This window comes from Streptomyces sp. NPDC050264, assembly GCF_040655895.1.
Lineage (GTDB): Bacteria > Actinomycetota > Actinomycetes > Streptomycetales > Streptomycetaceae > Streptomyces.
The window spans coordinates 1-25,751 of sequence record NZ_JBFAKV010000037.1; the positions used below are offsets into that span (position 1 = coordinate 1).

At 72.7% G+C, this 25,751-nt stretch carries 21 protein-coding genes; 14 read left to right on the plus strand and 7 right to left on the minus strand.

Translation table 11 applies throughout. The features are described from left to right. Positions 1 to 87 precede the first annotated feature (87 nt). The gene (locus AB0J02_RS39845) at positions 88 to 1,404 is read right to left on the minus strand and encodes an activator-dependent family glycosyltransferase (RefSeq protein ID WP_363198798.1); all 1,317 of its coding nucleotides are present in this window, start codon (positions 1,402 to 1,404) and stop codon (positions 88 to 90) included. A gap of 79 nt (positions 1,405 to 1,483) precedes the next feature. Next, positions 1,484 to 2,635: an MFS transporter gene (locus AB0J02_RS39850; RefSeq protein ID WP_363198799.1), complete on the minus strand. Its 1,152-nt coding sequence runs from the start codon at positions 2,633 to 2,635 to the stop codon at positions 1,484 to 1,486. 125 nt (positions 2,636 to 2,760) lie between these two features. On the opposite strand from AB0J02_RS39850, the gene AB0J02_RS39855 reads away from it, so the two are divergent. Then, a complete protein-coding gene (locus AB0J02_RS39855) occupies positions 2,761 to 4,038 on the plus strand; it encodes an ATP-grasp domain-containing protein (RefSeq protein ID WP_363198800.1) in 1,278 nt (425 codons plus the stop codon). A gap of 37 nt (positions 4,039 to 4,075) precedes the next feature. On the opposite strand, the gene AB0J02_RS39860 is transcribed toward AB0J02_RS39855, so the two are convergent. Next, positions 4,076 to 4,870, minus strand: coding sequence for a phytanoyl-CoA dioxygenase family protein (locus tag AB0J02_RS39860; protein ID WP_363198801.1), 795 nt, complete (start codon positions 4,868 to 4,870; stop codon positions 4,076 to 4,078). 332 nt (positions 4,871 to 5,202) lie between these two features. On the opposite strand from AB0J02_RS39860, the gene AB0J02_RS39865 reads away from it, so the two are divergent. The 8 genes from AB0J02_RS39865 to AB0J02_RS39900 are packed head-to-tail and all read left to right on the plus strand — an operon-like array spanning position 5,203 to position 15,236. Then, complete coding sequence (locus AB0J02_RS39865) at positions 5,203 to 6,537, plus strand: SUMF1/EgtB/PvdO family nonheme iron enzyme (protein WP_363198802.1); 1,335 nt, start codon at positions 5,203 to 5,205, stop codon at positions 6,535 to 6,537. Beyond that, positions 6,537 to 7,943: an MBL fold metallo-hydrolase gene (locus AB0J02_RS39870; RefSeq protein ID WP_363198803.1), complete on the plus strand. Its 1,407-nt coding sequence runs from the start codon at positions 6,537 to 6,539 to the stop codon at positions 7,941 to 7,943. Before AB0J02_RS39865 ends, AB0J02_RS39870 begins: the two co-directional genes overlap by 1 nt. Then, on the plus strand, positions 7,940 to 8,944 hold the full coding sequence (locus AB0J02_RS39875) for an alpha/beta hydrolase-fold protein (RefSeq protein WP_363198804.1): 1,005 nt from the start codon (positions 7,940 to 7,942) through the stop codon (positions 8,942 to 8,944). Before AB0J02_RS39870 ends, AB0J02_RS39875 begins: the two co-directional genes overlap by 4 nt. Continuing rightward, positions 8,932 to 10,776: an asparagine synthetase B gene (locus AB0J02_RS39880; RefSeq protein WP_363198805.1), complete on the plus strand. Its 1,845-nt coding sequence runs from the start codon at positions 8,932 to 8,934 to the stop codon at positions 10,774 to 10,776. Before AB0J02_RS39875 ends, AB0J02_RS39880 begins: the two co-directional genes overlap by 13 nt. Next, positions 10,712 to 11,815 carry a hypothetical protein gene (locus tag AB0J02_RS39885; protein WP_363198806.1) on the plus strand — a complete coding sequence of 368 codons (1,104 nt, stop codon included), beginning with the start codon at positions 10,712 to 10,714 and terminating at the stop codon, positions 11,813 to 11,815. Before AB0J02_RS39880 ends, AB0J02_RS39885 begins: the two co-directional genes overlap by 65 nt. Beyond that, the gene (locus AB0J02_RS39890; protein WP_363198807.1) at positions 11,812 to 12,927 is read left to right on the plus strand and encodes a threonine aldolase family protein; all 1,116 of its coding nucleotides are present in this window, start codon (positions 11,812 to 11,814) and stop codon (positions 12,925 to 12,927) included. The genes AB0J02_RS39885 and AB0J02_RS39890 overlap by 4 nt, the downstream gene beginning before the upstream one ends. Further along, positions 12,924 to 13,439, plus strand: coding sequence for a pyridoxamine 5'-phosphate oxidase family protein (locus tag AB0J02_RS39895; protein ID WP_363198808.1), 516 nt, complete (start codon positions 12,924 to 12,926; stop codon positions 13,437 to 13,439). The genes AB0J02_RS39890 and AB0J02_RS39895 overlap by 4 nt, the downstream gene beginning before the upstream one ends. A gap of 54 nt (positions 13,440 to 13,493) precedes the next feature. After that, complete coding sequence (locus tag AB0J02_RS39900; protein ID WP_363198809.1) at positions 13,494 to 15,236, plus strand: FAD-dependent monooxygenase; 1,743 nt, start codon at positions 13,494 to 13,496, stop codon at positions 15,234 to 15,236. Between the two features lie 86 nt (positions 15,237 to 15,322). Here AB0J02_RS39900 and hemG read toward each other — a convergent pair whose 3' ends face one another. The 3 genes from hemG to AB0J02_RS39915 all read right to left on the minus strand — a co-directional run bounded on the left by hemG (position 15,323) and on the right by AB0J02_RS39915 (position 20,004). Beyond that, positions 15,323 to 16,801: a protoporphyrinogen oxidase gene (gene hemG, locus AB0J02_RS39905; protein WP_363198810.1), complete on the minus strand. Its 1,479-nt coding sequence runs from the start codon at positions 16,799 to 16,801 to the stop codon at positions 15,323 to 15,325. 225 nt (positions 16,802 to 17,026) lie between these two features. Next, positions 17,027 to 18,484: an FAD-dependent monooxygenase gene (locus tag AB0J02_RS39910; RefSeq protein WP_363198811.1), complete on the minus strand. Its 1,458-nt coding sequence runs from the start codon at positions 18,482 to 18,484 to the stop codon at positions 17,027 to 17,029. Between the two features lie 11 nt (positions 18,485 to 18,495). Further along, complete coding sequence (locus AB0J02_RS39915) at positions 18,496 to 20,004, minus strand: FAD-dependent monooxygenase (protein WP_363198812.1); 1,509 nt, start codon at positions 20,002 to 20,004, stop codon at positions 18,496 to 18,498. A gap of 238 nt (positions 20,005 to 20,242) precedes the next feature. Between AB0J02_RS39915 and AB0J02_RS39920 the strand changes: the two genes are divergently transcribed. The 3 genes from AB0J02_RS39920 to AB0J02_RS39930 all read left to right on the plus strand — a co-directional run bounded on the left by AB0J02_RS39920 (position 20,243) and on the right by AB0J02_RS39930 (position 22,242). Next, complete coding sequence (locus AB0J02_RS39920; RefSeq protein WP_363198813.1) at positions 20,243 to 20,977, plus strand: SDR family oxidoreductase; 735 nt, start codon at positions 20,243 to 20,245, stop codon at positions 20,975 to 20,977. A gap of 35 nt (positions 20,978 to 21,012) precedes the next feature. After that, the gene (locus tag AB0J02_RS39925) at positions 21,013 to 21,276 is read left to right on the plus strand and encodes an acyl carrier protein (protein WP_363198814.1); all 264 of its coding nucleotides are present in this window, start codon (positions 21,013 to 21,015) and stop codon (positions 21,274 to 21,276) included. A 90-nt stretch (positions 21,277 to 21,366) separates the two neighbouring features. After that, positions 21,367 to 22,242, plus strand: a complete 876-nt coding sequence (locus AB0J02_RS39930; RefSeq protein WP_363198815.1) for an NmrA/HSCARG family protein — start codon at positions 21,367 to 21,369, stop codon at positions 22,240 to 22,242. A 9-nt stretch (positions 22,243 to 22,251) separates the two neighbouring features. On the opposite strand, the gene AB0J02_RS39935 is transcribed toward AB0J02_RS39930, so the two are convergent. Continuing rightward, positions 22,252 to 22,869 (minus strand): DsbA family protein, encoded by a 618-nt coding sequence (locus tag AB0J02_RS39935; RefSeq protein WP_363198816.1) that lies wholly within the window; start codon positions 22,867 to 22,869, stop codon positions 22,252 to 22,254. 286 nt (positions 22,870 to 23,155) lie between these two features. Here AB0J02_RS39935 and AB0J02_RS39940 point away from each other — a divergent pair, with 286 nt between their 5' ends. Next, a complete protein-coding gene (locus AB0J02_RS39940; protein WP_363198817.1) occupies positions 23,156 to 24,184 on the plus strand; it encodes a methyltransferase in 1,029 nt (342 codons plus the stop codon). 51 nt (positions 24,185 to 24,235) lie between these two features. Next, entirely contained in the window at positions 24,236 to 25,738 is a 1,503-nt protein-coding gene (locus tag AB0J02_RS39945) for an FAD-dependent monooxygenase (RefSeq protein WP_363198818.1), read from the plus strand. Positions 25,739 to 25,751: the final 13 nt, after the last annotated feature.

Here is a 25,751-nt window from a genome sequence, read left to right on the forward strand (position 1 = left end):
GGACCTGCAGGCCGCCACCCGGTCCGCCCAGGCAGCGGCCGCCGGACTCAAGGCGCCATGGCATGCGGGGCCCTCTTTCGCGCCGCGTCAGACCAGTGACGGCACCGCGTTCTCGCGGTGCGCGGTGACCAAGTCCTCCAGCGTGCGCACGAGTTCGTTGGGCGCGGGCATGTCGAGCACCTGCCGGCGCAGCCGCTGCGCGTTCGCGCGGATGCCGTCGTCCTGGAGCAGCCGCAGCAGAGCGGCGCGGACCGCCGGCCCGTCCGCGTCACCGGGCTTCATGGACAGGCCGGCTCCCGACCGGTCCAGGCACCGCAGCTTCAGCGGTACGTCGAAGGCCCGGCTGACCAGCAACTGGGGCACGCCGTACCGCAGGGCGCAGCCGAACGACCAGGTCCCGCCGTGGTGCACCATGGCCGCGCAGGTCGGCAGCACCTCGGACAGCGGCACGGAATCCACCAGGCGGGTGTTGGCGGGCACCTGACGCAGTTGCCGCTGGGACTGCGGCGGCAGGGTCAGCACCAGCTCGATGTCGAGGTCGGCCACCGAGTCGAGGATCTCCTGGATGCGTTCGACGGGCAGCAGGTGCCGCACGGGCCCGTCGTTGACCGCGTCGCCGAAGGTCATCAGCACCCGGGGCGCGCGCGGCGGCTCGGCCAGCCAGCGCGGCACGAGGGCCGGCCCGTTGTACGGCACGAACTGCATGGGCAGCGTGGTCGGCCGCGGGTCGGGGCGGAACGCCTCGGGCAGCGGGTCGATGGTGAACTGGCCGTTCACCAGCTCCTCGTCGAACGCGACGCCGTAGCGGGAGGCCCAGCCCTCGAGCCAGTCCCGCAGGCGGTCGGTGCGCTCCTGCGGCGGCTGCTGGGCCCGGGCACGCAGGAAGTCCTCCCGCATGCGGGTGTAGACGTCGACCGAGTACAGCACCCGGGCGTGCGCCGCTCCGACGGCCGCTGCGGCGATCGCGCCCGCGAAGGCCTTCGCGCCCCACAGCACCAGATCGGGCTGCCATTCGCGGGCGAAGGCGACCAGTTCGTCCATCATCGAGTCGTTGGACCGCCGGGCCTGCGGCAGCACGAGGTCGTCGAAGACCCGGTTGGCCTGCTCCCAGCTCAGCCGCTCGCGATCGGGGCCGATCCTGAAGAGCGGGTCGAGCCCGTCCTGCGGTGACGGTCCCGCCCCGGCGCGGGGAGCCGGCTTGCGCCGGTCACGCTCCTCGCGCACCTGGGCACTCTCGCCGGGACCGACACCCAGGCCCGTCAGCCCCGCCCCGGTGACGGCGTCCATCAGGTCGGGCCAGCCGGCCACGCGTACCTCATGGCCCGCGGTCTGCAGGGACCAGGCGAGCGGCACCAGGTTGAAGAGGTGGGTCTTCCACGGAAACGGCACGATGAGAACCCGCACAGTGGATCTCCTTCGACTCAAGGGTGGGGGGTGGGTGTTCGCGGTCGGACACCGGCGGCAGCGACCTCTGCCATCTTGATCACGCGCGCCGTACGGATCTTCTCCAGGAGTGCCCCGCCGTGCCGGTGGCGGCGGTGACCAGGCAGGTCACCGTGGCGACCACGAAGGCGGTGGCCACCGCGCCGGCCAGGTCGCACAGCGCGCCCAGGACCAGGATGGACACCGCCACGGCGGAGGGCATCAAGGTGGCGCGCAGCGTCACCACCGAGGGGAGTTCGTCCGCCGAGGCCCGGGCCAGCAACCGGTTGTTGAAGTGCACATAGGCCAGCTCGAACAGGACGAGGAAGAGCGCGTACAGCGCCAGCGTCGGCGCGGCGCGGCCCGCCAGCAGCGCGGCCAGCAGGGGCGGTATCGGAAGCAGCGCCCACGCGGCCGACGGCACCCGGCCGAGGTAGCGCTGGGCGGGCAGGGCGGCGAGCGATCCGGCGAAGATGGCCACCGAGGAGATCGCCACGAAGAGGCCCACCAGCCGGGTCCCGCCGCCCAGTACGGAGAGCGGGATCACGGTGACGGCGACGGTGTGGAAGCCCTGCCAGAAGGCGACCAGGAGGAACCGGGCGAACAGGCGGCGCAGCGCCGGGTCGTCGACGTGCAGCCGGCCGGCGGCCGCGGTCCGCGGGCCGTCCTCGCGCGCGTCGCTCCGCGCCGCGGGGGAGGTGGGCAACGCCCAGGCCAGCAGCGCCGAAAGGGCCAGGGTGGCCGCGTTCACCGCGATCTGGCCGCGCAGCGGCAGCACCGCCGCGGCCGGTCCGGCCAGCGCGGCTCCGAGGCTGAGGCCGGTCAACTTGCCGATCTCGGCGACGGTGTTGGCGCGCTCCAGGCGGCCGGGGGCGACGGAGTTGCGCAGCACGACCGACGTGGCGGAGCGGGTGACCGTCTCGCAGAACCCGCGCACCACGACCAGGCAGGTGGCGACCGTGGCCAGCGCGCCGCCCGGCACCGCGAGCGCCGAGAGGGTCAGCAGGAGACTCGCGGCCTCCGCCACCCGCACGAGTCGCTCGGGGGCGCGCCGGGCCAGCAGTCTGTTGAGCGGCCCGGCCAGCAGCAGCGCCGGCAGCCAGGGGGCGCTGAGCACCGCGCCCGCCAGGAGCCCGGATCCGGTGACCGACCCGACGTGCGTGGACAGGCTCACGAGCAGCAGAAAACTCCCGCACGCATTGACGAACAGCAATGCGGGAGTGTAATTGGCCGAGCGGGATATGGGGGGCAAGAATTTCATCGCTGATTCCTCCAGTGGCAGAGGATCTCAGAGATGAACACATTTCAGCGAGCAGTGGTATGTCTATATTTGAACATATGACAGAAACCACTGGGGACAAGCGGTGCATCGTCATGGTCGATGCTTATGCCGCGGTCGGATCACTCGTCGATAAATTCCGTGAGCGAGGGTGCTCGGTTGTGCGGGTACAAAGTACCCGAGACGTGCCGTTCGTGTACCGGTCCGTCCCCTTCGACCGTTCCGCTTTCATCGCCGACATCGTGCACGACGGCGACCTTTCCGCCACGCTCGAAGCGGTCGCGGCCCATGCGCCGCTCGCCGTCGTCGCCGGCGGCGAGGTGGGCGTGGAGTTCGCGGATCTGCTCGCCGAACGGCTCGGACTGCCGGGCAACGGCACGGAGCTGAGCACCGCGCGGCGCGACAAGCACGTCATGATCGAGACGGTGCGCGCGGCGGGCCTGCGCGCCGCGCGCCAACTGCGGGTCCCGAACCCGCGGGAACTCGCCGAGTGGCACCGCGAACTCGGCGCCCGCGTCGTCGTCAAGCCGCTGCGCAGCGCCGGCAGCCAGGGCGTGTTCTTCTGCGACACCCCGCAGGAGTCGGCCGCCGCCCTGCACGCCCTGTCCACCGCCCCCGATGTCTTCTCGCAGACCGGCCAAGGGGCGGTGGCGCAGGAGTACCTGCCCGGCACGGAGTACATGGTGAACACCGTCAGCCGGGACGGCCGCCACCACCTGTGCGACGTCTGGCGCACCAGCCGCGTCAGCGCCAACGGGGTCGTGGACCTCTGCGACGCCCTGTCCCTGATCGACTCGGACAGCCGGGAGACCGGCCCCCTGCGGGACTACGCCTTCCGCGTCCTGGACGCGCTCGGTATCCGGCACGGCCCGGCGCACGTGGAGATCCGGCTGACCCCCGCGGGCCCCTCGCTGGTCGAGATCGGCGCCCGGATAGCCGGCGGGGGCATCCCGGCCGCCGCCGGTCTCGGTATCGGGGAGTCCCAGCTGGAGTGGACCGTCGACGCCTATCTGGATCCGGAGCGCTTCCACGCCCGGGCCGGCACGCCCTACGCGGTCCGGCGTCACTGCGCCATCGCCGGCCTGGTCTCCCCGGTGCAGGGCCTGCTCAGCGAGTACCGGGGGATCGAGGAGATCGAGCGCCTCGAAGGCTTCCACGCGCTGGCCACCCTGGTGAAACCGGGTCAGGAGATCCGGCGGACGGTCGACGACCTCACCTATCCGGTCCTGGTGACGCTGCTGCACGACCTCGAGGAGGTCGTGCAGCGCGATCTCAACACCATCCGGTACCTCGGCGGCAGCGCGTTCTACGCCCTCGACCCGGGGGCCGCTGCCTGAGCGAGCCGTTCGACCGCTGCCGCGCCGCGGTTGAACGTCACCGCGGCGCGGCGGCCGGCTCCCGGGACCAGGCCGGCCGCGGCACCCGGTAGACGAAGCTGACGGCGGTGCGCGGTGCGGCCGCCGTCGTGTTCGGGGCCGAGCGGTGCAGCACCATGCCGTCGAACATGACGGCCGACCCGGCCTCCAGCGGGACGGCGACCGGGGCGTGCGCGCGCGGCAGGTGCTCGTCCGCGACATGCGGCTCGACCGCGTCGCGCAGCGGCGGCTGGCCCGGCACCCGCTCGCGGTCGCCGGCGTGCGGCAGCAGCCCGAGCCGGTGCGAGCCGGGAAGGAACTCCAGGCACCCGTTGTGGGCGCCGGCCCGCTCCAGCGCGATCCACACCGTCACGATGCCGTGCTCGCGCGTGTCGAAGCCGGGCGGCGCGAAGGCCATGTCCTGGTGCCAGGGCTTCGCCGAGCCCACCACGGGCGGCTTGGCCCACAGGAAGGAGTTGATCAGGGTGCCCGGGGCGCCGACGGCCGCCGCGACCGGCCCGCCCGCCAGCCGCAGCGCCCGCTGCGCGGCCTCGAACCCGGGGACGTGCACGTGGATGCGGTTGGCCGACCGCAGCACACCCGGCAGCGGCTTCTCGCCCTGCTGCCAGGCCGTCCAGCCGCCGACACCGGCCGCCTCGAAGATGAAGTCGTCGTCCGAGACGGTACGGCCACGGGCGAGCTCCTCCAGCCGGCCCACCGCGCGCCGCAGCCCGGCGAGGGTCTCTTCGGCCGCCAGCCCCGGGAGCCGCACGAATCCGTGCTCCTGTATGCCGCGGGAATCCATGTCAACCATTTTTCCCTCCCTTTCTCATCGGCTTCTCGCCGGCTTCTTTTCGGCACTCACTTCGTGAACCTAGCCGGAACGGCATCGTTGCCGCGGATTCCCCGCCCTGCGTATTCTTCCGGGTCATGTGGCCGCCCGGCCGCGCTCATCGACAGCGGCGGAGGGAGGGGAAATGAGCGACGGAACCTTCATGGACACCCGTGACGCGGACGAGGAGACCAGCAAGTGGTAATCCTCTGACCGCGAAGCCGCCGCCCGTACGGAATTCATTTCCGTACGGGCGGCACGTCGTCCCGAGAGAGGTTGAGATGGTAGGAAATCGCGTTTCGCACCTCGTCGACATGCCCGCCGACATGCTGGCGATCGACGACTCCACCGACGACCGCTACTGGGCGTCCGTGGAGCATGTTCTGTCCCTCGCGAAGGAGAAGGGGACCCCGGCGGACGGCGTGCCGCTGCTCGCCTTCGTCGCCACCGCGCATCCCGAATGGCCGGTGCGGGCCGGCGCCGTGCGGCTGCTGGCCGCGCACCACGCGGGCGACCCGGACGCCGACACCGCGGTCGCCGCCGCCACGCACGACACCGTCGACTGGGTCGCGTTCACCGCGCTCAAGGTGATCACGGAGTACCGGATCGCCGCGGCCGTACCCGACCTCATCCGCATCTCCGGCTGGCCCAGCAACTTCACCCGCCCCGAGTGGGCCCGCAAGCCCGTCGGCTGCGGCGCGGCGCTCACCAAGCGGGCCCTCCTCGCCGTGTTCGGCTCCCGCGACCCCGCCGAGCTGCGCCGGCTGGAGGACGAGTACTTCTGCGACATGCGTGCGCGCATCGACGCCGCACGCAAGCGCCCCCGCCGCACCACCGACGTCGTCCTGGTCCCCGGCGGCCCGGCGATCATCGGCGCGCACGCCGAACCCGACGCCTTCCGCATGGCGCAGGACGACAGCACGCTGCGCGCCCTGGACGTCCCCGGGTTCCTGATCGACCGGACCACCGTGACCAACGCGCGCTACCGCGAATTCCTCGACGAGGTCGGCGACGGCGGCGAGTTCGACCACATCGACCAGCCCGAGGAGCGCTCGCACCGCCCCTCCCACTGGCACGACGCGCGCTTCAACGCACCCGGCCTCCCCGTCGTCGGACTCGACTGGTACGACGCCTACGCCTTCGCCAACTGGGCCGGGGGCGCGCTGCCCAGCGAGGTCCAGTGGGAGAAGGCCGCCCGCGGAGTGGACGGACGCCGTTACCCGTGGGGCGAGGAATGGGACCCCGAGCGGGTCAACTACGTCGAGCGGTCCTTCGGGGAGTCCGTGAGCGACCTGGACTCCCTGGAAGCGCTGCTGGTGACGGTCTCCCAAGGGGAGAACCCGGCCCACCCGGTGCTGCCCGCGGACGCCCTCCCGCACGGCGCCAGCCCCTACGGAGCACTCCAGATGTCCGGCAACGTATGGGAGTTGACGCGGACCAACTTCTACACCGGCGAGGACATGGACCCCTTCTTCAAGGGACGCCGGCCACTGGACTTCATGAACCGCAAGGACGCCTTCCACGTGCTGCGCGGCGGCACCTGGACCTCGCCGCCGACCTGCCTCACCACGTTCTACCGGGGCAAGGACCTCATCACCGACCGGCACAACGAGATCGGCTTCCGCTGCGTGTACGAGACGAGCGTGTGATGCGCCTGACGTCCCTCGGACACGCCGCCGTCCTCGTCGAGACGGGCACCGAACGCATCCTGTTCGACCCGTGGCTCACCCAGCGCCTCGACCGCTTCTGGGAGCACCACCCGCCGCTCCCCGACGACCTGGTCCGCACCGTGCTCGACGAGGGCGTGGACTACGTCGTCCTGAGCCACCACCACTTCGACCACCACCACTTCCCCTCGCTGGCGCGCCTGGTGGACGGCGCGGACGTCGACTTCGACGACAGCCCGCGCCGGAGCGCCGGCGTCACCTGCATCTACCCGGCGGGGCCCGTGCCGCCGCGGCTGACCGCCTCCGGCCTGGGCCACCAGGCCATCGCCTGGACACTGCGGCGCCTGGGCTTCGAGCGCCTGCACCCGGTCACGCCCGGCGACACCGTCACGCTGGGCGGGGCACGGCTGCGGACCTATCCCTCGGCCGTCCCCTTCCCCGAGATGAGCGTCCTCGTGGAGACGGCGGACGCCGCCGTCATGCTGTGCGGGGACGCGCTCCTGCACGAGGAGACCGTGGCCGCGTTCGGCCGCGACGACGCGCCCCGGCCCGACGCCGTGCTGATCCCGGCGCACAGCGTCTCGCCGCCCGGCGTGCTCACCGAACGCCGCCCCGTGACCGACCCGGACGCGGTCCGCGGCCGCGCGCTCGCCACCTTCGACCGGTACGTCCGGGCGATCCCCGCGGCATTGACGATCCCCTCCTCGTTCGGCTGGCGGGTGAGCGGCGACGGCGCACCCGACTACTCCTGGTGCAACCGGACCATGTTCCCCCTCACCCCGACACAAGCCCTGCGGCGCCTCGGCGAACTGGGCCGGGACGGCCTGGTGTGGGGGCCCGGCCAGGTCATCGAGATCGCGGACGGCAAGGCCGCGCCGGCCGACGGCCCCGTCGCGCCCGCCGCCTACGACTTCGACGAGGTCTACGCGGAGGTGACCCTCGACCCGGACACGCCGGTGCCGCCCTTCGACCCCACCGTCGACCGGTGGGGCAGCCAGACCCGCGCGGGCGAGGAGCTGCTGCGCGACCTGCTGGACCGGGTGGTCGCCACCGACTACTGGTACCGGGCGCTGGACGACGGCGCCGGACGCCACGTCATCTCCCTGTACGAGGACGGCGAGGGCGAGACGTCCTTCCTGCTCGACCCGGTGACCGACCGCGTCACCCGGCTCGGCCCCGGACCGGCACGCCGGCACCTCACCGGCGGGGAGAGCTGGACCGAGACGGCGGCGAGCACGCTTCAGGCACTGCTCGACGGCGACCTGCTGTTCGGCAGCTCCTTCGCCCTGTGGGCCAGCAACGGCCTGCTGCTCTCCGCGGTCTTCCACCACCCGTCCTTCTACACGCGCCACGTCGAGCGCACCCTGCGGGAGGCGGACACCCCGTGAGCGAACCGGTCGTGCTCCACCACGTCAGCGCCCGCCTGCGCGACAACCCCCTCGGCGATCCGCACCGCCGCCAGATCGAGGTCCATCTGCCGCCGGGCTACGACGGCGTGCGCCGCTTCCCCGTCGTCTACTGGCTGCCCGGATTCGGCGCCCACCCCAGCCTCGGCAACCGCTCGCTCGCCTTCGGCGGATCGGTGGCCGACCGGCTGCGCCGGGCGATGACGGACGGCCGCATACCGCCCGCGCTGCTCGTCGTGCCCGACTGCACCACCGCCTACGGCGGCTCGCAGTACGTGGACTCCGCCGCCTCCGGCGACTACGCCGGCTACCTGGCCGAGATCGTCGGGGAAGTGGACCGGCGGTTCGCGACCCGGCCCGAGGCCGCCTGGCGGGCCATCGGCGGGAAATCCAGCGGCGGTTACGGAGCGCTCGTCGCCGGAATGACCTCACCGCTGTTCGCGGCGGTCATCGCCTGCTCGCCCGACGCGGGCTTCGAGCACTGCTACCTGCCCCTGCTGCCCGCCACCCTCGACACCGTCCGGGCCGCGGGCGGCGTCGACGCCCTGCTCGCACGCCGGGACAGCGGCCCGCACGACGCCCCGTTCATGGTCGCGATGAGCATCATCGCGATGGGCATGTGCTACGCCGACACCCCGCACATCACGCCCGCCGACGCGCTGCCCTGCGACCCGCTCACCGGCCGGTTCCGGGACGACGTCTGGCAACGCTGGCTCACCCATGACCCCGTACGCACGGCCCCCGCCCACGCCGGCCGGCTGCGCGAACTGGGCCTCCTGCACCTGGGCGTCGGCCGCCGCGACGAATACGGCATGCACTGGGGAGTACGGGCCCTGCACGCCACCCTCGACGCGCACGACATCCCGCACAGCTACCAGGAACACGACGGCGGCCACCACGGCATCGAGCACGTCTTCGCCGACGCGCTGGCCCAGCTGTGGCGGATCTGGCGGGAACCGGAGCGTGCCGCGTGTGCGGGATAGCGGGCTTCATCAGCCTCGACGGGCGGCGCGACCCCGGCCGGCTGGCGGCGCTGGGCCGCACGATGACCGCCGCCATGGCCCACCGCGGCGAGGGCGCGTGCGCCCCCTACGTCTCGGACTGCGGCACCGTCATGCTCTGCGCGACCCGGCTGGCCGTGCGCGACCGCACCGACGCCGGAGACCAGCCGATGAGCGACCCTTCGGGCCGCGTCACCCTCGTGCACAACGGCGAGGTCTACGGCTCGCGTTCGCCCGCGCCGCCGCTGTGGCCGCGCCGCACCACCTGCGACACCGAGTTCGTCCTCCAGGAAGTCTGCCGCGCGCCCGACCCCGCGACCGCGCTGCGGCCGCTGTCCGGCATGTTCGCCCTCGCCTGGCACGACACCGCCACCGGCCGGGTCGTGCTCGCCCGCGACCACTTCGGCGTCAAACCGCTCGTCTACGCCTTCACCGACGGCGGGCTCCTGTTCGCCTCGGAAGCGGGCGTGCTGCTGCGCACCGGCCTCGTCACCCCCGAGGTGGACCCGGCGGAGTTCGTGCTGCGCTCCTGGATCCGGATGGACGCGGCCGACGACCGCACCTGGCTGCGCGGCGTCCGGTCCCTGCAACCCGCCGAGTACCTCGTCGTCGACGCGGGGCACACGAGCACCCACCGCTACTGGAAACCCGGATCGGTCGACGACCCGGTCGGACCGGAGGAGATCAGAGCCGCCTTCGACCACGCGGTCGCCGAGCGTGCCGTCTCCGACGTCCCCCGGGCCGCCGTCCTCAGCGGCGGCGTCGACAGCACGGCCGTCGTGGCGGCCCTCACCGCCCGCGGCGTGCCGCTCGACGGATACGTACTGCGCTACCAGGACGGCATCGGCGGCTCGGGCGAGGACGTGGCGCACGCGACCGAGGTCGCCGAGCGCCTGGGCACCCCGCTGACCGTCTGCCACCTGGACAGCCACACCGCCGCCGACCTGGTGCCGGTCCTGCCCACCCGGCTCATGCGGCCGCTGCTGCACGGCGCGGAACTCGCCATGCACCACCTGTACCGGACCATCGCCGCCGACGGGAACGTGGTCGTCTACTCGGGGCACGGCGCCGACGAGCTGTGGGGCTATCAGGCCGGCCGGTACTTCCCCGTCGTCGACCCCTACGCACCCACGTACATCCACGGCCGCCACTACCTGACCCACCAGCTGCACGCCGACGAACGCCCGGTGTGGGCCCGGCTCACCACGTGGCTGGCCGGACAGCTCGACGTCGACATGACGGCCGTGACCGACCAGGTGTGGGAACGCACCATGGAGGAGTACCGGAACCTGAAGACGGCCTCGCCGCTCAAACGCGGCAGACACCACCTCCTGCGCCGGTTCCTGGTCTACGTCAACGACATGGTGGACGCCACCTCGTCGACCTTCACCCTGGAGGACCGGCCCGTCTTCCAGGACGTCGCCCTCGCGGAACTGGCCTTCCGCTGCCCCGAGCACCTCAAGGACACCGGCGCGGGCGGCAGCCACAAGGCCCTGCTGAAGAGCGCGCTCGGCGACCTGCTGCCCGCATCGGTGCGGGACCGCCGCAAACAGGGGTTCCCCACGCCCACCGACCCCGACTACGTCAAGCAGCTGGCCGCACTCGCCGACGGGCTCGGTGCCCCCTTCGGCGTACCGGCGCCGCCACCGGAACTCCGTGCCGAACTCGGCGTCGGCGAATGGATGTTCCTTGCTTCCGCCTCCGCCTGGCTGAACCATCTGGCGGACCTGAGAACCGATCCGAGGAGCCATGGTGAGCACTTCTTCCGTCCCCAGGTGGCGCTGGCAGACCCTGGACGGCGCGGACCGGCTTGACCCGGTTCCCCCCACGGTCGACGAGGCGCGCGCGCAGGACGCGTGCAACTTCGTGGTGTGGCGGCCCACCCGGCTGCCCGCGGGATGCGACACCAGCGCCGCGACCCTGCGCAGGGAAGCGCCCCCCGGCCGGGTCGAGGTCCGGGGCCGCACCCCGTGGAGCGACGCCAACCCCGCCTGCTGCCGCACCGAGATCAGTGGCGGAGCACGAAGGCTGCGCCTCAAGCAGTTCCTGTACGACTGGGCCTTCCCCGCCGCGGACCACCCCTGCCTGTGGGGCAGCGACACCCGGCCCTTCCCGATCGGCGAGGACGGGGTGGTCTGGCTGGGCACCGACTACCTGGGGCACCGGGCGGCCAGTGCCCGCATGGCACGTACGACGGTCGAACTATCGGTACTCCAGGGCGAGTTCACCGACGAGGAGATCGTCGGCCTGTTCGCCGCGCTGCGGCCCGCCGTGCCCACGGCGCCGCCCCGCGTGCTCGCCACCCCGTTCAGCGAACTGAGCTACTGGGCCCGCTACCCGGCCGGCCCGGTCGCGGTACCCACCGGTGTCTTCGCCTTCCAGCGGCGCGGACGCGAGCACGAGGGCGACTGGATCCCCTCGGACGAGGTCGCCGGCTTCCTGACCGGAACCGGTGTGCCGGTCACCGCCGGAGCCTTCCGCGCCGAGAGCGCCGCGACGTTCGGCGACGGCGTCGCCGTCCGTGAACTGGACGTCGTCTACACCTCGCCCACCGGCGGCGAACTGCGCCTGACGGCCCAGCGCACCGGCGGCGGCCGCCTCGCCTTCCCGCCCGCCCGTGACAAGCACCCGGCCACCGGCGAGGTGCGCGACCTCGACGGCCGGCCGGTCCATCTCGGCTACGTCAGCGCCGAGTTCGGAGCCTGCGACGCCTGGTGGCAGCACCCGGACGGCTACGACCTCCGACTGCTCGGCAGCGCCGGACCGCACCTCGGACGGGAGCCGTTCCTGCGGCTGCTCGCCGAACTCGACCGCGGACTGCGCCTCGCCCGCAGCGCCGAGGTGCTGGGGTGAGGCCGCGCCCCGGCGCCCGGCTCGACTTCCGCAGCGACACCCGTACCGTGCCCGACACGCGGATGCGCGCGGCCATGGCCCGGGCCCACGTCGGCGACGACGTCTACGAGGACGACCCCACGGTCCGCCGGCTGGAGGAGCGGGTGGCCCGGCTGCTCGGCACCGAGGCCGCGCTGCTGACCCCCACGACCACGATGGCCAACCTGCTCGCCCCGCTCGCCGCGGCCGGCCCGCCGGGCTCACCGCCGCCGCGGGTGCTCGTCGGCGCGGACACCCACATGGCGTTCCTCGAAGCGGACGGGCTGCGCCGCTTCGGCGCGGCCGACCTGGTGCCCGTGGAGCAGCGCGAGGACGGACTGCCCGACCTCGAGGCCCTCGACGCGCTGCTCCGCGAGCCGGGGCACGGGCCGGCCGTCGTCTGCCTGGAGAACACCTGCATGATGCGCGGCGGCACCGCCCTGGACGCCGACGCGACGCGCTCCGTCGCCGCCCTCGCCCACCACCACGGCGCCCACCTGCACCTCGACGGCGCACGCCTGGCGAACGCGGCCGTGGCCCAGGGGACGACCTGCGCCGAACTCGCTGCGCCCGCCGACAGCGTGGCGTTCTCCCTGTCCAAGGGGCTCGGCGCGCCGATCGGCGGCATGCTGTGCGGAACCCGCCGCTTCGTCTCCTGGGCACGCGAGTTGCGCACCTGGCTGGGCGGCTCCATGCACCAGGCGGGGATCATCGCGGCGCCCGCGCTGATCGCCCTGGACCGCCTGCCCGACCTGGCGGCCGACCACCGGACCGCCGCGGCCCTCGCCGCCGGCCTCGCGACCGTGCCCGGCGTACGGGTGCTGCGTCCGCCGCGGCCGACCAACATGGTCATGGCGCGCGTTCACGCCCTGGACCCGGCCGAGTGTGCCGCCCGCCTCGCCGACCACGGCGTACGGGTCCTGCCCCTGCCGGACGGCCGGGTGCGCTTCGTGGCCCACCGCGACCACGACATGTTCAGCGTGCGCGAGGCCGTCCAGGCCATGACCGCCGTGACGGCGGCGGCGGGCGCAGACCACCGAACGACCCGAGACGCCCCGGACGGGGACCGTGTGACAGTGCTGGAGGAAGCATGACGAAGATGCCGCCGCGCGGGCTGGACGAGCGGCTGCGCGACACGCGCGCGAGGCTGGAGAACGACGTCGATCTGTGGGTCGCCACGTCCGGCGCCCAGGGCGGCGTCCACCTGGTTCCGCTCTCCTACCTCTGGGACGGGACCGCCGTCGTCGTCTCGACACCGCGGACCTCCGTCACCGGACGCAATCTGCTCGCCGACAGCCGCGTGCGCCTCGGGGTCGGCCCCACCCGCGACGTCGTGATCATCGACGGCGACGCCCAGCCCGTGGACGTGACCGAGCTCGGCGAGAAGACCGCCGAGGAGTTCGCCGCCAGAACGGGCTTCGACCCGCGGCTCGAAACCGACGCGCCCTACCAGTACTTCAGGATCCTGCCGCGCCGCACCCAGGCCTGGCGCGAGTCGAACGAGCTGGCGGGGCGCACCCTGATGCGCGACGGATCCTGGCTCGCCCGAGGCGAGCCGCCACGGCAAGGTCCAGTCGTCCTCGACCGGTGCGCAAGAGCGCTTTGACAGGCTGCGACCGGCACGGCATCTGTCAATTCTGGAGGGGCGAATATGGGAGCCATGGAGGTTCCGGTCCTGATCGTGGGCGGCGGCGGATGCGGTCTGTCCGCCTCCGTCTTCCTGGCCGACCAGGGCGTCGACCACCTGCTGGTGGAGCGACACCCGGACACGTCGAGGATTCCGAAGGCGCACTATCTCAACCAGCGGTCGATGGAGATCTTCCGCCAACACGGCATCGCCGACGACATCTTCGCGGAGGCGGCGCCGCTGGAGCTGTTCGGCAAGGTGCGCTGGCAGACCACGCTCGCGGGCGACGGACCCATGGACCGGCGGCTGATCCACGAGATGGACGCCTTCGGCGGCGGGGAGCTGCGCGAGAGCTACCAGGCCGTCTCACCGATCCTGCCCGCCAAGCTGCCGCAGATGTGGCTGGAGCCGATCCTGCGCCGGCACGCGCAGGAGCGCAGCCCCGGGCGGATCCTCTTCCACCACGAACTCACCGGGTTCACCGACGAGGGCGACCACGTCCTCGCCGAGATACGCAACCGCGACACCGGCGAACTCACCACCGTGAAGACGCAGTACCTCATCGGTGCCGACGGCGGCCGCATGGTCGGCCCCGCGGTCGGAATCCAGCTGGAGGGGCCGCCCGGGCTGGTCAACACCACCACCGCGTACTTCTCGGCCGACCTGTCGCAGTGGTGGGAGGAGGGCACGCTCATCACGCACTTCCTCAGCCCGCTCGACCCCGACCTCTCCAGCAACCTGATCGAGATGGGCCCGAGCTGGGGCAAGGACTGCGAGCAGTGGGGCCTGCACTTCGCCCCCGGCCCGCCCGGACGCTGGGACGCGGAGAGCGTCGTCCCCCGTATCCGCGAACTGCTCGACCTGCCCGACCTGGACGTGACCGTGCACAAGGTCACGGACTGGATCGTGCACGCCCATCTCGCCGACCGCTACCGGGTCGGACGGGTGCTGATCGCCGGCGACGCCGCGCACCGCCAGCCCCCGGCCGTCGGCCTCGGCCTCAACACCGGTATCCAGGACGCCCACAACCTCGCCTGGAAGCTCGGCGCGGTGCTCGGCGGCCTCGCCCCCGACAGCCTGATCGACACCTACGAGGCCGAACGCCGGCCGGTGGGACGGGAGAACGTCGACTGGGCGACCTCGGCCGCGGGCCACCACCAGGCGCTCATGGACGCCATCGGAATCGGCCACAACATCCCCGCCGGCCGCCGCGGACAGCGCATGAAGGCGTACTTCGACCCGTCCCCGCTCGGTGACACCGTGCGGGCCCGCGCCCTGGAGATGTTCCACACCCACCGCGGCGGCTGCCAGGCCCTCGACATGGAGGTCGGCTTCGCCTACGAGGCGGGAGCCGTCGTCGCGGACGGCACCGAACGGCCGGCCCGCGTCCCCATGCGCAACGTGCACCGGCCCACGACCCGCCCCGGACACCGGCTGCCGCACGCCTGGATCACGCGGGGCGAGGAGCGCCTGTCGACCCAGGACCTCACCGGCAGGACCGGCTTCACGCTCATCACCGGCCCGCGGGGCGCGGCCTGGAGCGAGGCGGCGGCACGGGTCGCGGAGAAGTTCTCCGTTCCCCTGACGGTCGCCGTCATCGGTGCGGGCGGCGAGTACGCCGACGAGGACGGCGGCTGGCAGGCCGTCCGGGAGATCACCGACGCCGGCGCGCTGCTGATCCGTCCCGACCAGCACGTCGCCTGGCGCAGCACCGGCACCACCGAGGACGCGGAACGGGCCCTGGCGGACGTCTTCACCGCGCTGCTGGACCGCTGACAGCCGCTCTCCGCACGAACCCGGACCGACGAGAAGTGGCCGTGCCCCACCGGGCACGGCCACTTCTCGTTGTCGTTCCGAGGCTCTCAGACCCCGGCCGGGACCGTCCGCGCCCCGGACTGCGACGCCAGCCAGCCGAGCACCTGGTCGGCGGCCTTGCGCGCGGTGGCCATGCAGACGCCCACGCCGACACCCTCGTACAGCGCTCCGCACACGGCGAGGCCCGGCTGCTCCGCCACCGCCCCGCGGATCGTTTCGACCCGCGCCAGGTGCCCCACGGTGTACTGCGGCAGGGCGTCGGCCCAGCGGCTCACCCGGGTCGCCACGGGAGGGCCGCTCACGCCGGTCGCGTCGGCCAGTTCCGCGGTGGCCAGGGCCACCAGGTCGGCGTCGTCGCGCTGCAGCAGGTGCTCCTCGCCCAGCCGCCCGAGCGAGCAGCGGACGATGTCCACCTCGCCGGCCAGGTGCGGCCACTTCACGGTGGTGAACGTGACCTCCTTGACCGCCTTCCCCTCCACCGCCGGCACCCGGTAGGCGGCGTAGCCGCGACCGGAGAGACCGCCGGGGAAGGCCGTACGCGGATAGGCGAGGGTCACCATCGCCACACTGGAGTACGGGACGTCGGTGAGCGCGGAGACCGCGGAGCCGGTACCGGCGACGCCGTCGAGCAACCGGGCCGCGGGGCCCGCGGGGACGGCCACGACGACGGCGTCCGCGTCGATCTCCTCGGCGGCGGCGCCCGAACCCACGGTCACCCGCCAGCCGTTCGCGCCGCGGGCGAGCCCGCTGACGGGGGCGTCGGTGCGCACGGTGGCGTCCGGCGCCGCGGCCAGCACCTCCCGGACGAGGACGGGGGGCAGCGAGCCGAACCCGCCCGCCAGCGTCGCCACGCTCACCGACGGCGGCGCCGCGCCCTCGGGGAGGTGCGGCACCAGCGCGCCCGCCGCGTCGGCGAGCGACACGTGCCGGGCCGACGACCTGGCCAGCGGGGTCAGTGTCGCCTCGAACGACAGGTCTTCGGCACGGCCGGAGAACACACCGGCGAGGAAGGGGTCGACGAGGCGGTCCACGACCTCCTGGCCGAACCGGCCGCCGACGTACTGTGCGACCGAGACGTCCCCGGCGCGGTCGGACGACGGCAGGACGAGATCCTGGCGGGCCCGGTCCAGACCCGCCGCGGACAGCACCCCGGACCGGCCCAGGTCGTCCATGTCACAGGGCACGCCCATGAACTGCCGGTCGGGCTGGCGACGGATCTCGCCGCGCGTCCAGATCGCCGACGCCGTCACCCCCGCCGACATGATCCGGTCGCCGAGCCCGGCGTCCTTGATCAGCCCCGTCGTCTTGCGGCGGTTGGCGTAGAGCGACTCGGCGCCCTCGTCGACGGGCACGCCCGCCACCTCGGAGACGGACAGCTTGCCGCCGGTCCTGGACGATCCCTCCAGGACCGTCACCCGCACCGGCTCGTTGCGCAGATGGAACGCCGCGGACAGTCCCGCGACACCACCTCCGACGATGACCACATGCGGCTTTTCACTCGCCTGATCCCGCTCGGTGCCAGCCATTCCACCAGTTCCTTCATGGTTGGGGTCGAAAAGGCCGCACGGCGCCGACGCGCGGCGCCGCGACAGGTAGGGGCAGTCTGGCCGGGGGTCCCGGACCCCCGGTCGAGAGCGCCTAGGGTCTGCCTTCAACCTCTCCTCGTCGCCCGGAGGGCGGCCCGGCGGCGTTCGGTGCGGCGAGAGTGCGTGCCGAACGTCGCCGGGCAGAGGGGAGTTCGAAGACAGACCCTAGGGCCGTTGTGCGGTGCCGAACCAGCGGTCGATCGCGTGGGTGAGGTCGTCGGTGGTGCCGGGGGAGGTCCAGGCGACGTAGCCGTCGGGGCGGATGAGGACGGCGTCGAGTGCGGGTTCGGTGGGTGTGGTCCAGGTGGCGGTGATGTGGTCGAGGTGGGCGGGGAGTTGATGCGGGAGCCGGGGGGTGGCGCCGGTGGTGATGAGCAGTCCGTGTCCGGTGTGCAGGAGGCCGGCGACGCTCGTGCGGGTGCCGTCGGCGAGGGTGAGTTCCTGCTCGGGTGGCATGCGCAGGCCCAGCAGCGGGTGGTCGCCCTTGCTCACCTCGTACCGGATGCCGAGGTTGCTCAGCATGCCGGCCAGGTATCCCGCGGCGTCCTTGTGGGCCAGCAGTTCGCCCATCACCTCGCGGACCGGGTCCATGTCCTCGCCGGTGAGCCGCAGTTCGATGGCGGCCCGGGCGTTGCGGGCCAACTGCTGCCCGACCGGGTGGCGTTCGGCGTGGTAGGTGTCGAGCAGGCCCTCGGGGGCGCGGCCGGTGACCGTGGCGGCCAGCTTCCAGCCGAGGTTCACCGCGTCCTGCACGCCCACGCTCAACCCCTGCGCCATGGCGGGAGGCTGCACGTGCGCGGCGTCACCGGCCAGGAACACGCGGCCGCGGCGGTAGGCGGCCGCGGCGCGTGAGGCATCGGTGAAGCAGCTGATCCAGCGGCACTGTCCGTGGTGGATGGACTCACCGGTGAGCCGTTGCCAGGCGTCGGCGAGGTCGTCGTAGGTGAGTGTTGCCCGGTCACGTGGCGGCGTCCCGGCCTCGTGGACGACGACCCTGGTCACGCCGTTCTCCAGGTCCATCGCCATGACCATGCTGCCGCCCGGCAGGTTCTCGCCGATGCGCCGCTTACGGGTGTCGATCCCGGTGACGTCGGCGGTCAAGAAGCCGCGCCGTCCCTCGGAGCCGGGAAAGCCGATCCCGGCCAGCTTGCGGACCGTGCTGCGGCCCCCGTCACAGCCCACCAGGTAGCCGGCGTGCTCGGTGAGCGGACCGTCCGGGCCCGTCGCGGCGACCGCGACGCCGTCGGAGGTCTCCTCGAAGCCGGTCACCTCGTAACCGCGCAGCACCGGCACGCCGAGCCCGGCCACCCACTCCTCCAGCATCCGCTCCGTGCGGAACTGGGAGACGCCCCGGTGCCCGTAGTGGTCCTCCGCCAGCATCCGCAGATCGATCGGTACGCCGCCGAAGTGGCTGTCGGCGGGTTCGGTCGCCCCGAGCCGGCCGAGCAGTCCCCGCATCGCGAAACACTCGGCGGTGCGCTTGGTGAAGCTCGCGCCGCGTGACTCCCGCGGGGGCGACGGCAGCCGTTCGTACACGACGACGTCCGCCCCGCCCAGCGCGAGTTCGCCCGCCGTCATCAGCCCGACCGGGCCCGCGCCGACGACGATGACATCCCTGCTCATGTGTGTACTCCTCATCGGTCGAGGCCGCAGACGGCGACCGGCCCGCCGGACGGGGGCCGTTGTGCGGTGCCGAACCAGCGGTTGATTGCGTGGGTGAGGTCGTCGGTGGTGCCGGGGGAGGTCCAGGCGATGTAGCCGTCGGGGCGGATGAGGACGGCGTCGAGTGCGGGTTCGGTGGGTGTGGTCCAGGTGGCGGTGATGTGGTCGAGGTGGGCGGGGAGCCGGTGGGGGAGAGAGGGGGTTGGGCCGGTGGTGATGAGCAGTCCGTGTCCGGTGTGCAGGAGGCCGGCGACGCTCGTGCGGGTGCCGTCGGCGAGGGTGAGTTCGCGCTCGGGGGGCATGCGCAGGCCCAGCAGCGGGTGGTCGCCCTTGCCCACCTCGTACCGGATGCCGAGACCGCTCACGATCCCGGCCACCTGCTCGGCGGCGTCCTTGTGGGCCAGCAGCTCGCCCATCACCTCGCGGACCGGGTCCATCGCGTCGTCGCCGAGGTAGACCTTCGACGCCGCGCGCGCGTTGCGGATCAACTCCCGCCCCACCGGGTGGCGTTCGGCGTGATAGGTGTCGAGCAGGCCCTCGGGGGCGCGGCCGGTGACCGTGGCGGCCAGCTTCCAGCCGAGGTTCACCGCGTCCTGCAGTCCGGCGCTCAGACCCCAGGCCGCCAGCGGCGGGATCTCGTGGGCGGCGTCGCCCACCAGGAGCACCCGGCCGCGGCGGTACTCGTCGGCGAGCGCGGCGGAGTTGCCGCAGGCCCACCACCACTGGGGCTGCGCGTCGTCGATCGACTCACCCGTGAGCCGCTGCCACGCCGCGGCGACATCGGCGAAGGTCAGGGTCGCCGGGTCCGGACGCGCGGGCAGTGACGGATCGTGCACGACGACCCGGTAGCGGCCCTTGCCCACCGGGGTGCACACCACCATGCGGCCGCCCGGTAGGCGTTCGCCGATCGGCCGCGGACGCAGGGCGACACCGGTGATCTCGGCGGTGTACATGCCGCGGGTGGGCTCCCAGCCGGAGACCGGAACACCGGCCAGCGCGCGCACCGTGCTGCCGGCGCCGTCACAGCCGGCCACGTACGCGGCCTCCCTCGTGCGCGTACCGCCGTCGGCGTCGGTGAGCGAGACGACCACACCCTCGGGGGTCTCGTGCAGTGCGGTGACCTCGTGACCGCGCAGCACCGGGACACCGAGATCGGCGAGCCAGCCGGCCAGCGCCTCCTCGGTCCTGGCCTGGGAGAGCCCCAGCACGCCGCTGTGGTCCTCGTCGAGCATCCCGAGGTCGAAGCGGACCCCGCCGAAGTGCCCCATCGGGCCCCACCGGATCTCGCCCAGGCGGGGCAGTAGTCCGCGCTGTCCCAGCGACTCCGCGGCGCGCCGGTTGAAGCCCAGGGCGCGGGACTCCCCGCTGGGCCGCGGCGTCCGCTCGCAGACGACCACGTCCGCCCCACCGAGGCGCAGTTCACCGGCCAGCATCAGCCCGACCGGCCCCGCGCCGACCACCATGACGTCAGTTCTTTTCATTTATCCAGGCCCTCTGCGCTGCGGCAATAGTTGGCCATCGTGAAGCTACTCAGCACAATGTCACGGCGCAATGAATACGAATTCTCGAGCGCTGGTGGAGCGTTCAACCGCGGATGCACTGTGCTTGAACGCGGTGGTGAAAACTTGAGCGCGAATTCACGCGTACGAGAGGCTCGAAAATCACATCAGGACGCTCCACAAGGACGCCTCCACCGGGACGCCTCCACCAGGAAAGGAAATGGATGTGACGGTCGAGAAGATCGCGCTCATCACGGGTGCCAACAAGGGCATCGGACTCGCCGCGGCGCGACAGCTCGGTGAGCGGGGGATCGTCGTCGTGCTCGGTGCGCGCGACGAGGTGCTCGGCAAGCAGGCCGCCGACGCGCTGGCGGCCGACGGCATCGCCGCGACACCGGTGCGGCTGGACGTGCGCGACGAGGACTCGGTGGCCGAGGCCGCCCGCACCGTCGAACAGCGCTACGGGCGACTGGACATCCTGGTGAACAACGCCGGAGTCGCGGGCTCGTTCACCGGCGCCCCCAGCGAGGCGACCGCCGCCGACCTGCGCGAGGTCTACGAGACCAACGTCCTCGGCGTGGTCACCGTGACCTGCGCCATGCTGCCGCTGCTGCGCCGCGCCCCGGCCGGCCGCATCGTCAACCTGTCCAGCCACGTGGGCTCGCTCGCGCTGCACAGCGACCCGCAGTCCCCGCTGGCCGGCGTCAACATGATCGCCTATCAGACCTCCAAGACCGCCCTGAACGCCCTCACCCTCGCGTACGCGAAAGAGCTGCGCACCACCCCGATCAAGGTCAACGCCGCCCTCCCCGGGGTGGTGGCCACGGACATCAACCACCACCGCGGCCCCCGCACACCGGCCGAGGGCGCCGGCATCGTGGTCCGGCTCGCCCTCCTGGACGACAGCGGCCCGTCGGGCCAATGCCTGGCGGACGAGGGCCCCGTCCCGTGGTAGCGCGGGTCGGTCCGACCCAGAAAAGAGGCAGGTCCTTGCAACAGATCACCATCGGCGACCTCCAGGACATCCTGCGGGAGTGCGCGGGCGAGGCGACGCAGCCGCTCGAGAGGGCGGCCGACCTCTCCTTCGAGGAACTGGGCTACGACTCCGTCGCCCTGCTGGAGGCCCACGGCCGCATCGAGCGGGACTACGGCGTCGCGCTCTGCGACGACGAGGCCCTGGAGATCACCACCGCCCGCGAGCTCGTCGACCTCGTCAACTCGCTGCTGCGGCACGGCGCGGCGCCCGCCGCCTGATCCCCGAGCGGGCCACGGCCGCACGGGCCGTCACAACTGACCGTCAAGGCCGGGCCAGGTTCCGGCGGGTACAGGACATGGAGAGACACAGTGGCGATTGAAGGAACGATCCTGGTGCTGGGCGGCACCGGCCGCCAAGGCGGGGCAGCCGCCCGCGAACTGCTGCGCCGCGGCCACACCGTGCACGCCCTGGTGCGCGACCCGGGCAAGGAGGCGGCCCTGGAGCTGCAGGAGGCGGGCGCGGTCCTCGTACGCGGCGACCTGGACGACGAGGCCTCGCTGGACGCCGCGATGCACGGCGTCCACGGCGTGTTCAGCGTGCAGACCTTCCGCGGCCCCGGCGGAGTGGAGGCGGAGGAGCGGCAGGGCCGGGCCGTCGCCGACGCCGCCGTCCGGGCCGGGGTACGGCACTTCGTGTACAGCTCCGTCGGCGGCGCGGACCGCGACACGCGCGTGCCGCACTTCGAGAGCAAGAACCGCGTCGAGCGGTACCTGCGCACCCTCGAACTGCCCACCACCGTGCTGCGGCCCGTCATGTTCCACGACATCCTGCTCGACATCGCCCCCCGGCCGGTGGACGGGGAGCTCGTCCTGGCCATGTGGCTCGACCCCGGGACACCGGTGCAGCTCATCGCGACCGGCGACATCGGTGTCTTCGCCGCGGACGCGTTCGAGAACCCCGGGGCCTGGCTGGGCGGCGTCGTGGAGATCGCCGGTGACTGCCTGACCGGCCCGCAGATGGCGGCGGCGTTCGAAGCCGCCGGCGGAGTCCCGGTCCGCTTCCAGCAGTTGCCCATCGAGCCGCTGCGCGCGGCCCGCCCGGACCTGGCCAACATGTTCGACTGGTTCGAGCGCGACGGCTACCGGGCCGACCTCGCCGAACTCCGCCGCACCAGGCCGAACCTCGTGTCGCTGCGGAGCTGGCTGAGCGACAACTGGACCGCACCCGTGGCGGCGGCGCGCTGACCCGCGGGCTCAGTCGAAGATCGGATCCCGGGTCCGGGTCCGCTTGAGTTCGAAGAATCCGTCGGTCCCCGCCACGGCGAGCACCCCGTCCCAGAGTCGGACGGCCGCCTCGCCGTGCGGGGCCGGCGTCACCACGGGGCCGAAGAACGCCACGTCCCCCACCGCGACGACCGGGGTGCCCACGTCGGTTCCGACGCGGCCGACGCCGTCGTCGTGCGAGGCGCGCACCGCCGCGTCGAACGCGGTGGACCCGGCGGCCTCGGCCAGGCCCGGGTCGAGCCCCGCGGCGGTCAGCGCCGCGGCGTAGGTCCTGCGTTCCTTGGGCGCCTTCTCCAGGTGGAAGCGGGTGCCGAGTTCGGTGTAGAGCCGGCCCAGCACCTCGTTCCCGTACTCCTGCTCGGCGGCGGCGCAGACGCGTACCGGCTCCAGCCGTACGGCGAGGTCGCGGTGCCAGCGTTCGGGCAGGTCGGCGCGGCCCTCGTTGAGCACGGTCAGGCTCATCAGGTGCCAGCGCACCGCCAGCGGGCGCCGGTCCGCGACCTCCAGGATCCAGCGCGAGGTCAGCCAGGCCCACGGGCAGGTCGGGTCGAACCAGAAATCCACTGGGGTCGAGGGGTCGTGCCGCAACGGGGGCCTCCTTGGGATACCGGCGGATGCGTGATCGGCGGGCGGCCCCAGCCGCGCTCGACCAGGACGCGCCCGCCCGCGGCGACGCTGATCACGCCGTGGCCGGAACAACGTGACAAGGCGGGCCGGAATTCCGGTGGAATACGAGTCGAAAATCCCTGTTCAACTGCTCAACTTCACCGGTTGAACAGGCATGGCAAAATTCCGGTAATTCCACAGTTGCGGGCCCCGGAAGCGCGGACCTATCGTCTGGAATCCGCGAAAAGGGTGCTCCGAAAGGAAAGACATGTCCGTACAGCCCGAGGCTCACGATCAGTCCGACTCGTATGCGCTGCTGAATCTCATTCAGGGCGCTGTGATCACCCAGGCCCTTTCCGTCGTGGCGAAGCTCGGCATCGCGGACGTCCTCGCCGACGGGCCGCTGTCCGCCGAGGACATCGCGGCGCGGGTCGGTGCGGACCCCAGGGCGACCCACCGGATTCTGCGGGCGCTGGCCGGCCACGGCGTGTTCGCGGTGGCGCCCGACGGCCGCTACGAGCACACGGCGCTGTCCGACAAGCTCCGTGAGGACGTCGACGGTTCGATGCGCGGCTTCGCGCTGCTCATGAACCACCCGACCCTGTGGGAGGAGTGGGGGCACCTGCTCACCACGGTGGAGACCGGCGAGCCCAACCTGCCGAAGCTGCGCGGCATGGGGGCGCTGGACTTCTTCCACGCCAACCCCGAGTTCGCGGCCGTGTTCTTCAAGGCCTTCGGCGACCTCTCCGTGTCGGAGACCGGACCGATCCTGGCCGCCTACGACTTCTCGCAGTTCCAGACGGTGGTGGACGTCATCGCCGGGCGCGGCAACCTGCTCGCCGGCATCCTGCAGCAGGCGCCGGACACCAAGGGGGTGCTGTTCGACTCCGAGGTCGCGACGGTGGACACGCCCGCGCTCTTCGAAGAGGCCGGTGTCGCGGACCGGTACACGATCGAACACGGCGGCTATCTCGACAAGCTGCCGACCGGCGGGAACGCCTACGTGTTCAAGCACATCATCCACGACTTCTCCGAGGAGGACGCGATCACCGCCCTGCGCAACGCGCGCGAGGCGATCGCCCCCGGCGGCAAGCTGCTCGTCATCGAGTACGTGCTGCCCGAGAAGAACGAGAAGCACCTCGGCCACACCATCGACCTCTGGCTGATGCTGATGCTCGGCGCCCAGGACCGCACCCTCGCCGAGTACACCGAGCTGTTCGCCAAGGCCGGTTTCCAGGTCACCCGGGCCGTCCCCACCAGCGCGCCCCTCTCGATCATCGAGGCCATCCCGGCCTGACCCCGGCGACGCCGGCTCCCACCGCGCAGGACGAGACTCAGGACAGGAACAATGGACACCGAGGTCATAGTCATCGGGGCAGGTCCCGCGGGACTGACGCTCGCGGCCGAACTCCGTCTCGGCGGCGCCGAGGTCACCGTCTTCGAGCAGCGGGGGGAGCGCAGCTGGGAGTCGCGCGGCATCGGCTTCACGGCACGCGCCACCGAGGCCTTCCACCAGCGCGGTCTCCTGGAGCGCCTGGAGAACATCGAGATCACCCGCCAGGGGCACTTCGGCGGCATCCCGATCGACTACGGGGTGCTGGAGGGCTCGCACTTCGGCGTGCGGGGCGCCCCCCAGTACAAGGTCGAGGAGATGCTCGAGGGGTGGGCGCTGGAGCTGGGCGTGCGCCTGCGCCGCGGCTACGAACTGACCGCGCTGAGCGACACCGGCGACGGTGTCACCGCGACCGTGCGCGGCCCCGAAGGCGTCGAGGAATGCTCCGCCCGCTACCTCGTGGGCTGCGACGGCGGGCGGAGCACCGTGCGGCGCCTGGCTGGCTTCGAGTTCGCCGGCTCGGACGCGACCCGCGAGATGTACCTCGCCGACGTCAAGGGCTGCGACATCAAGCCGCGCATGATCGGTGAGCTGCTGCCGAACGGCATGGTGATGTCCGCGCCGCTGGAGGAGGGCTACAGCCGCATCATCGTGTGCGAGAACGGCACCCGGCCCGACCGCGGCCGGGAGGTGACCTTCCCTCAGGTCGCCGACGCCTGGCAGCGGTTGACCGGCGACTCCATCCACCACGGCGAGGCGCGCTGGGTGAGCAGCTTCACCGACGCCACCCGCCAGGCCACCGAGTACCGGCGCGGCCGGGTGCTGCTCGCCGGGGACGCCGCGCACATCCACCTCCCGGCCGGCGGCCAGGGCCTGAGCATCGGCGTGCAGGACGCCTTCAACCTCGGCTGGAAGCTGGCGGCGACCGTCCGGGGCAGCGCCCCCGAGGGCCTGCTCGACACGTACCACGCCGAGCGCCATCCGGTCGGGGCCCGGGTCCTGCGCACCACGCTCGCCCAGGGAACGCTCAACCTGACCGGCCGGAGCGTCGCGCCGCTGCGCACGGTCATGGCGGAACTCGTCGCGCTCCCGGCGGTGGCCCGGCACCTGTCCGGACTGGTCAGCGGCCTCGACGTCCGCTACGACGTGACCGGCCCCGACGCTGCCGACCGCACCGGCTCCTCCGCAGCCGACGCCGATCCGCTGCTCGGCGCCCGGATCGCCGACCGCGAGCTGCGGCTCGCCGACGGCGGCCGGGAGCACATCGCACGACTGCTGCACCCGGCCCGCGGTGTGCTGATCACCACCGACGCCTCGGGCGCGACCGCCCGGACCGCGGAGCGCTGGTCCGACCGCGTCGACGTGGTCCGGGTCACGACCTCCCCCGCCGGGCCGCAGGAGGGCGGCGCCGCCACGGAGTCGGTGCTCGTCCGCCCCGACGGCTACCTCGCCTGGACCGCGCCCGACGGCGGGGACCTCGCGGCCGCGTTGCGGCGCTGGTTCGGCGAAGCCGCTTGACCTCCGTGACCGT

Excerpts from the sequence above, each read along its gene's own strand:
- AB0J02_RS39855 (WP_363198800.1), top strand. The coding sequence starts at position 2,761 with ATGACAGAAACCACTGGGGACAAGCGGTGCATCGTCATGGTCGATGCT.
- AB0J02_RS39860 (WP_363198801.1), bottom strand. The coding sequence starts at position 4,870 with ATGGTTGACATGGATTCCCGCGGCATACAGGAGCACGGATTCGTGCGG.
- AB0J02_RS39865 (WP_363198802.1), top strand. The coding sequence starts at position 5,203 with ATGCCCGCCGACATGCTGGCGATCGACGACTCCACCGACGACCGCTAC.
- AB0J02_RS39870 (WP_363198803.1), top strand. The coding sequence starts at position 6,537 with ATGCGCCTGACGTCCCTCGGACACGCCGCCGTCCTCGTCGAGACGGGC.
- AB0J02_RS39885 (WP_363198806.1), top strand. The coding sequence starts at position 10,712 with ATGGTGAGCACTTCTTCCGTCCCCAGGTGGCGCTGGCAGACCCTGGAC.
- AB0J02_RS39895 (WP_363198808.1), top strand. The coding sequence starts at position 12,924 with ATGACGAAGATGCCGCCGCGCGGGCTGGACGAGCGGCTGCGCGACACG.
- AB0J02_RS39900 (WP_363198809.1), top strand. The coding sequence starts at position 13,494 with ATGGAGGTTCCGGTCCTGATCGTGGGCGGCGGCGGATGCGGTCTGTCC.
- hemG (WP_363198810.1), bottom strand. The coding sequence starts at position 16,801 with ATGGCTGGCACCGAGCGGGATCAGGCGAGTGAAAAGCCGCATGTGGTC.
- AB0J02_RS39910 (WP_363198811.1), bottom strand. The coding sequence starts at position 18,484 with ATGAGCAGGGATGTCATCGTCGTCGGCGCGGGCCCGGTCGGGCTGATG.
- AB0J02_RS39915 (WP_363198812.1), bottom strand. The coding sequence starts at position 20,004 with ATGAAAAGAACTGACGTCATGGTGGTCGGCGCGGGGCCGGTCGGGCTG.
- AB0J02_RS39920 (WP_363198813.1), top strand. The coding sequence starts at position 20,243 with ATGGATGTGACGGTCGAGAAGATCGCGCTCATCACGGGTGCCAACAAG.
- AB0J02_RS39940 (WP_363198817.1), top strand. The coding sequence starts at position 23,156 with ATGTCCGTACAGCCCGAGGCTCACGATCAGTCCGACTCGTATGCGCTG.
- AB0J02_RS39945 (WP_363198818.1), top strand. The coding sequence starts at position 24,236 with ATGGACACCGAGGTCATAGTCATCGGGGCAGGTCCCGCGGGACTGACG.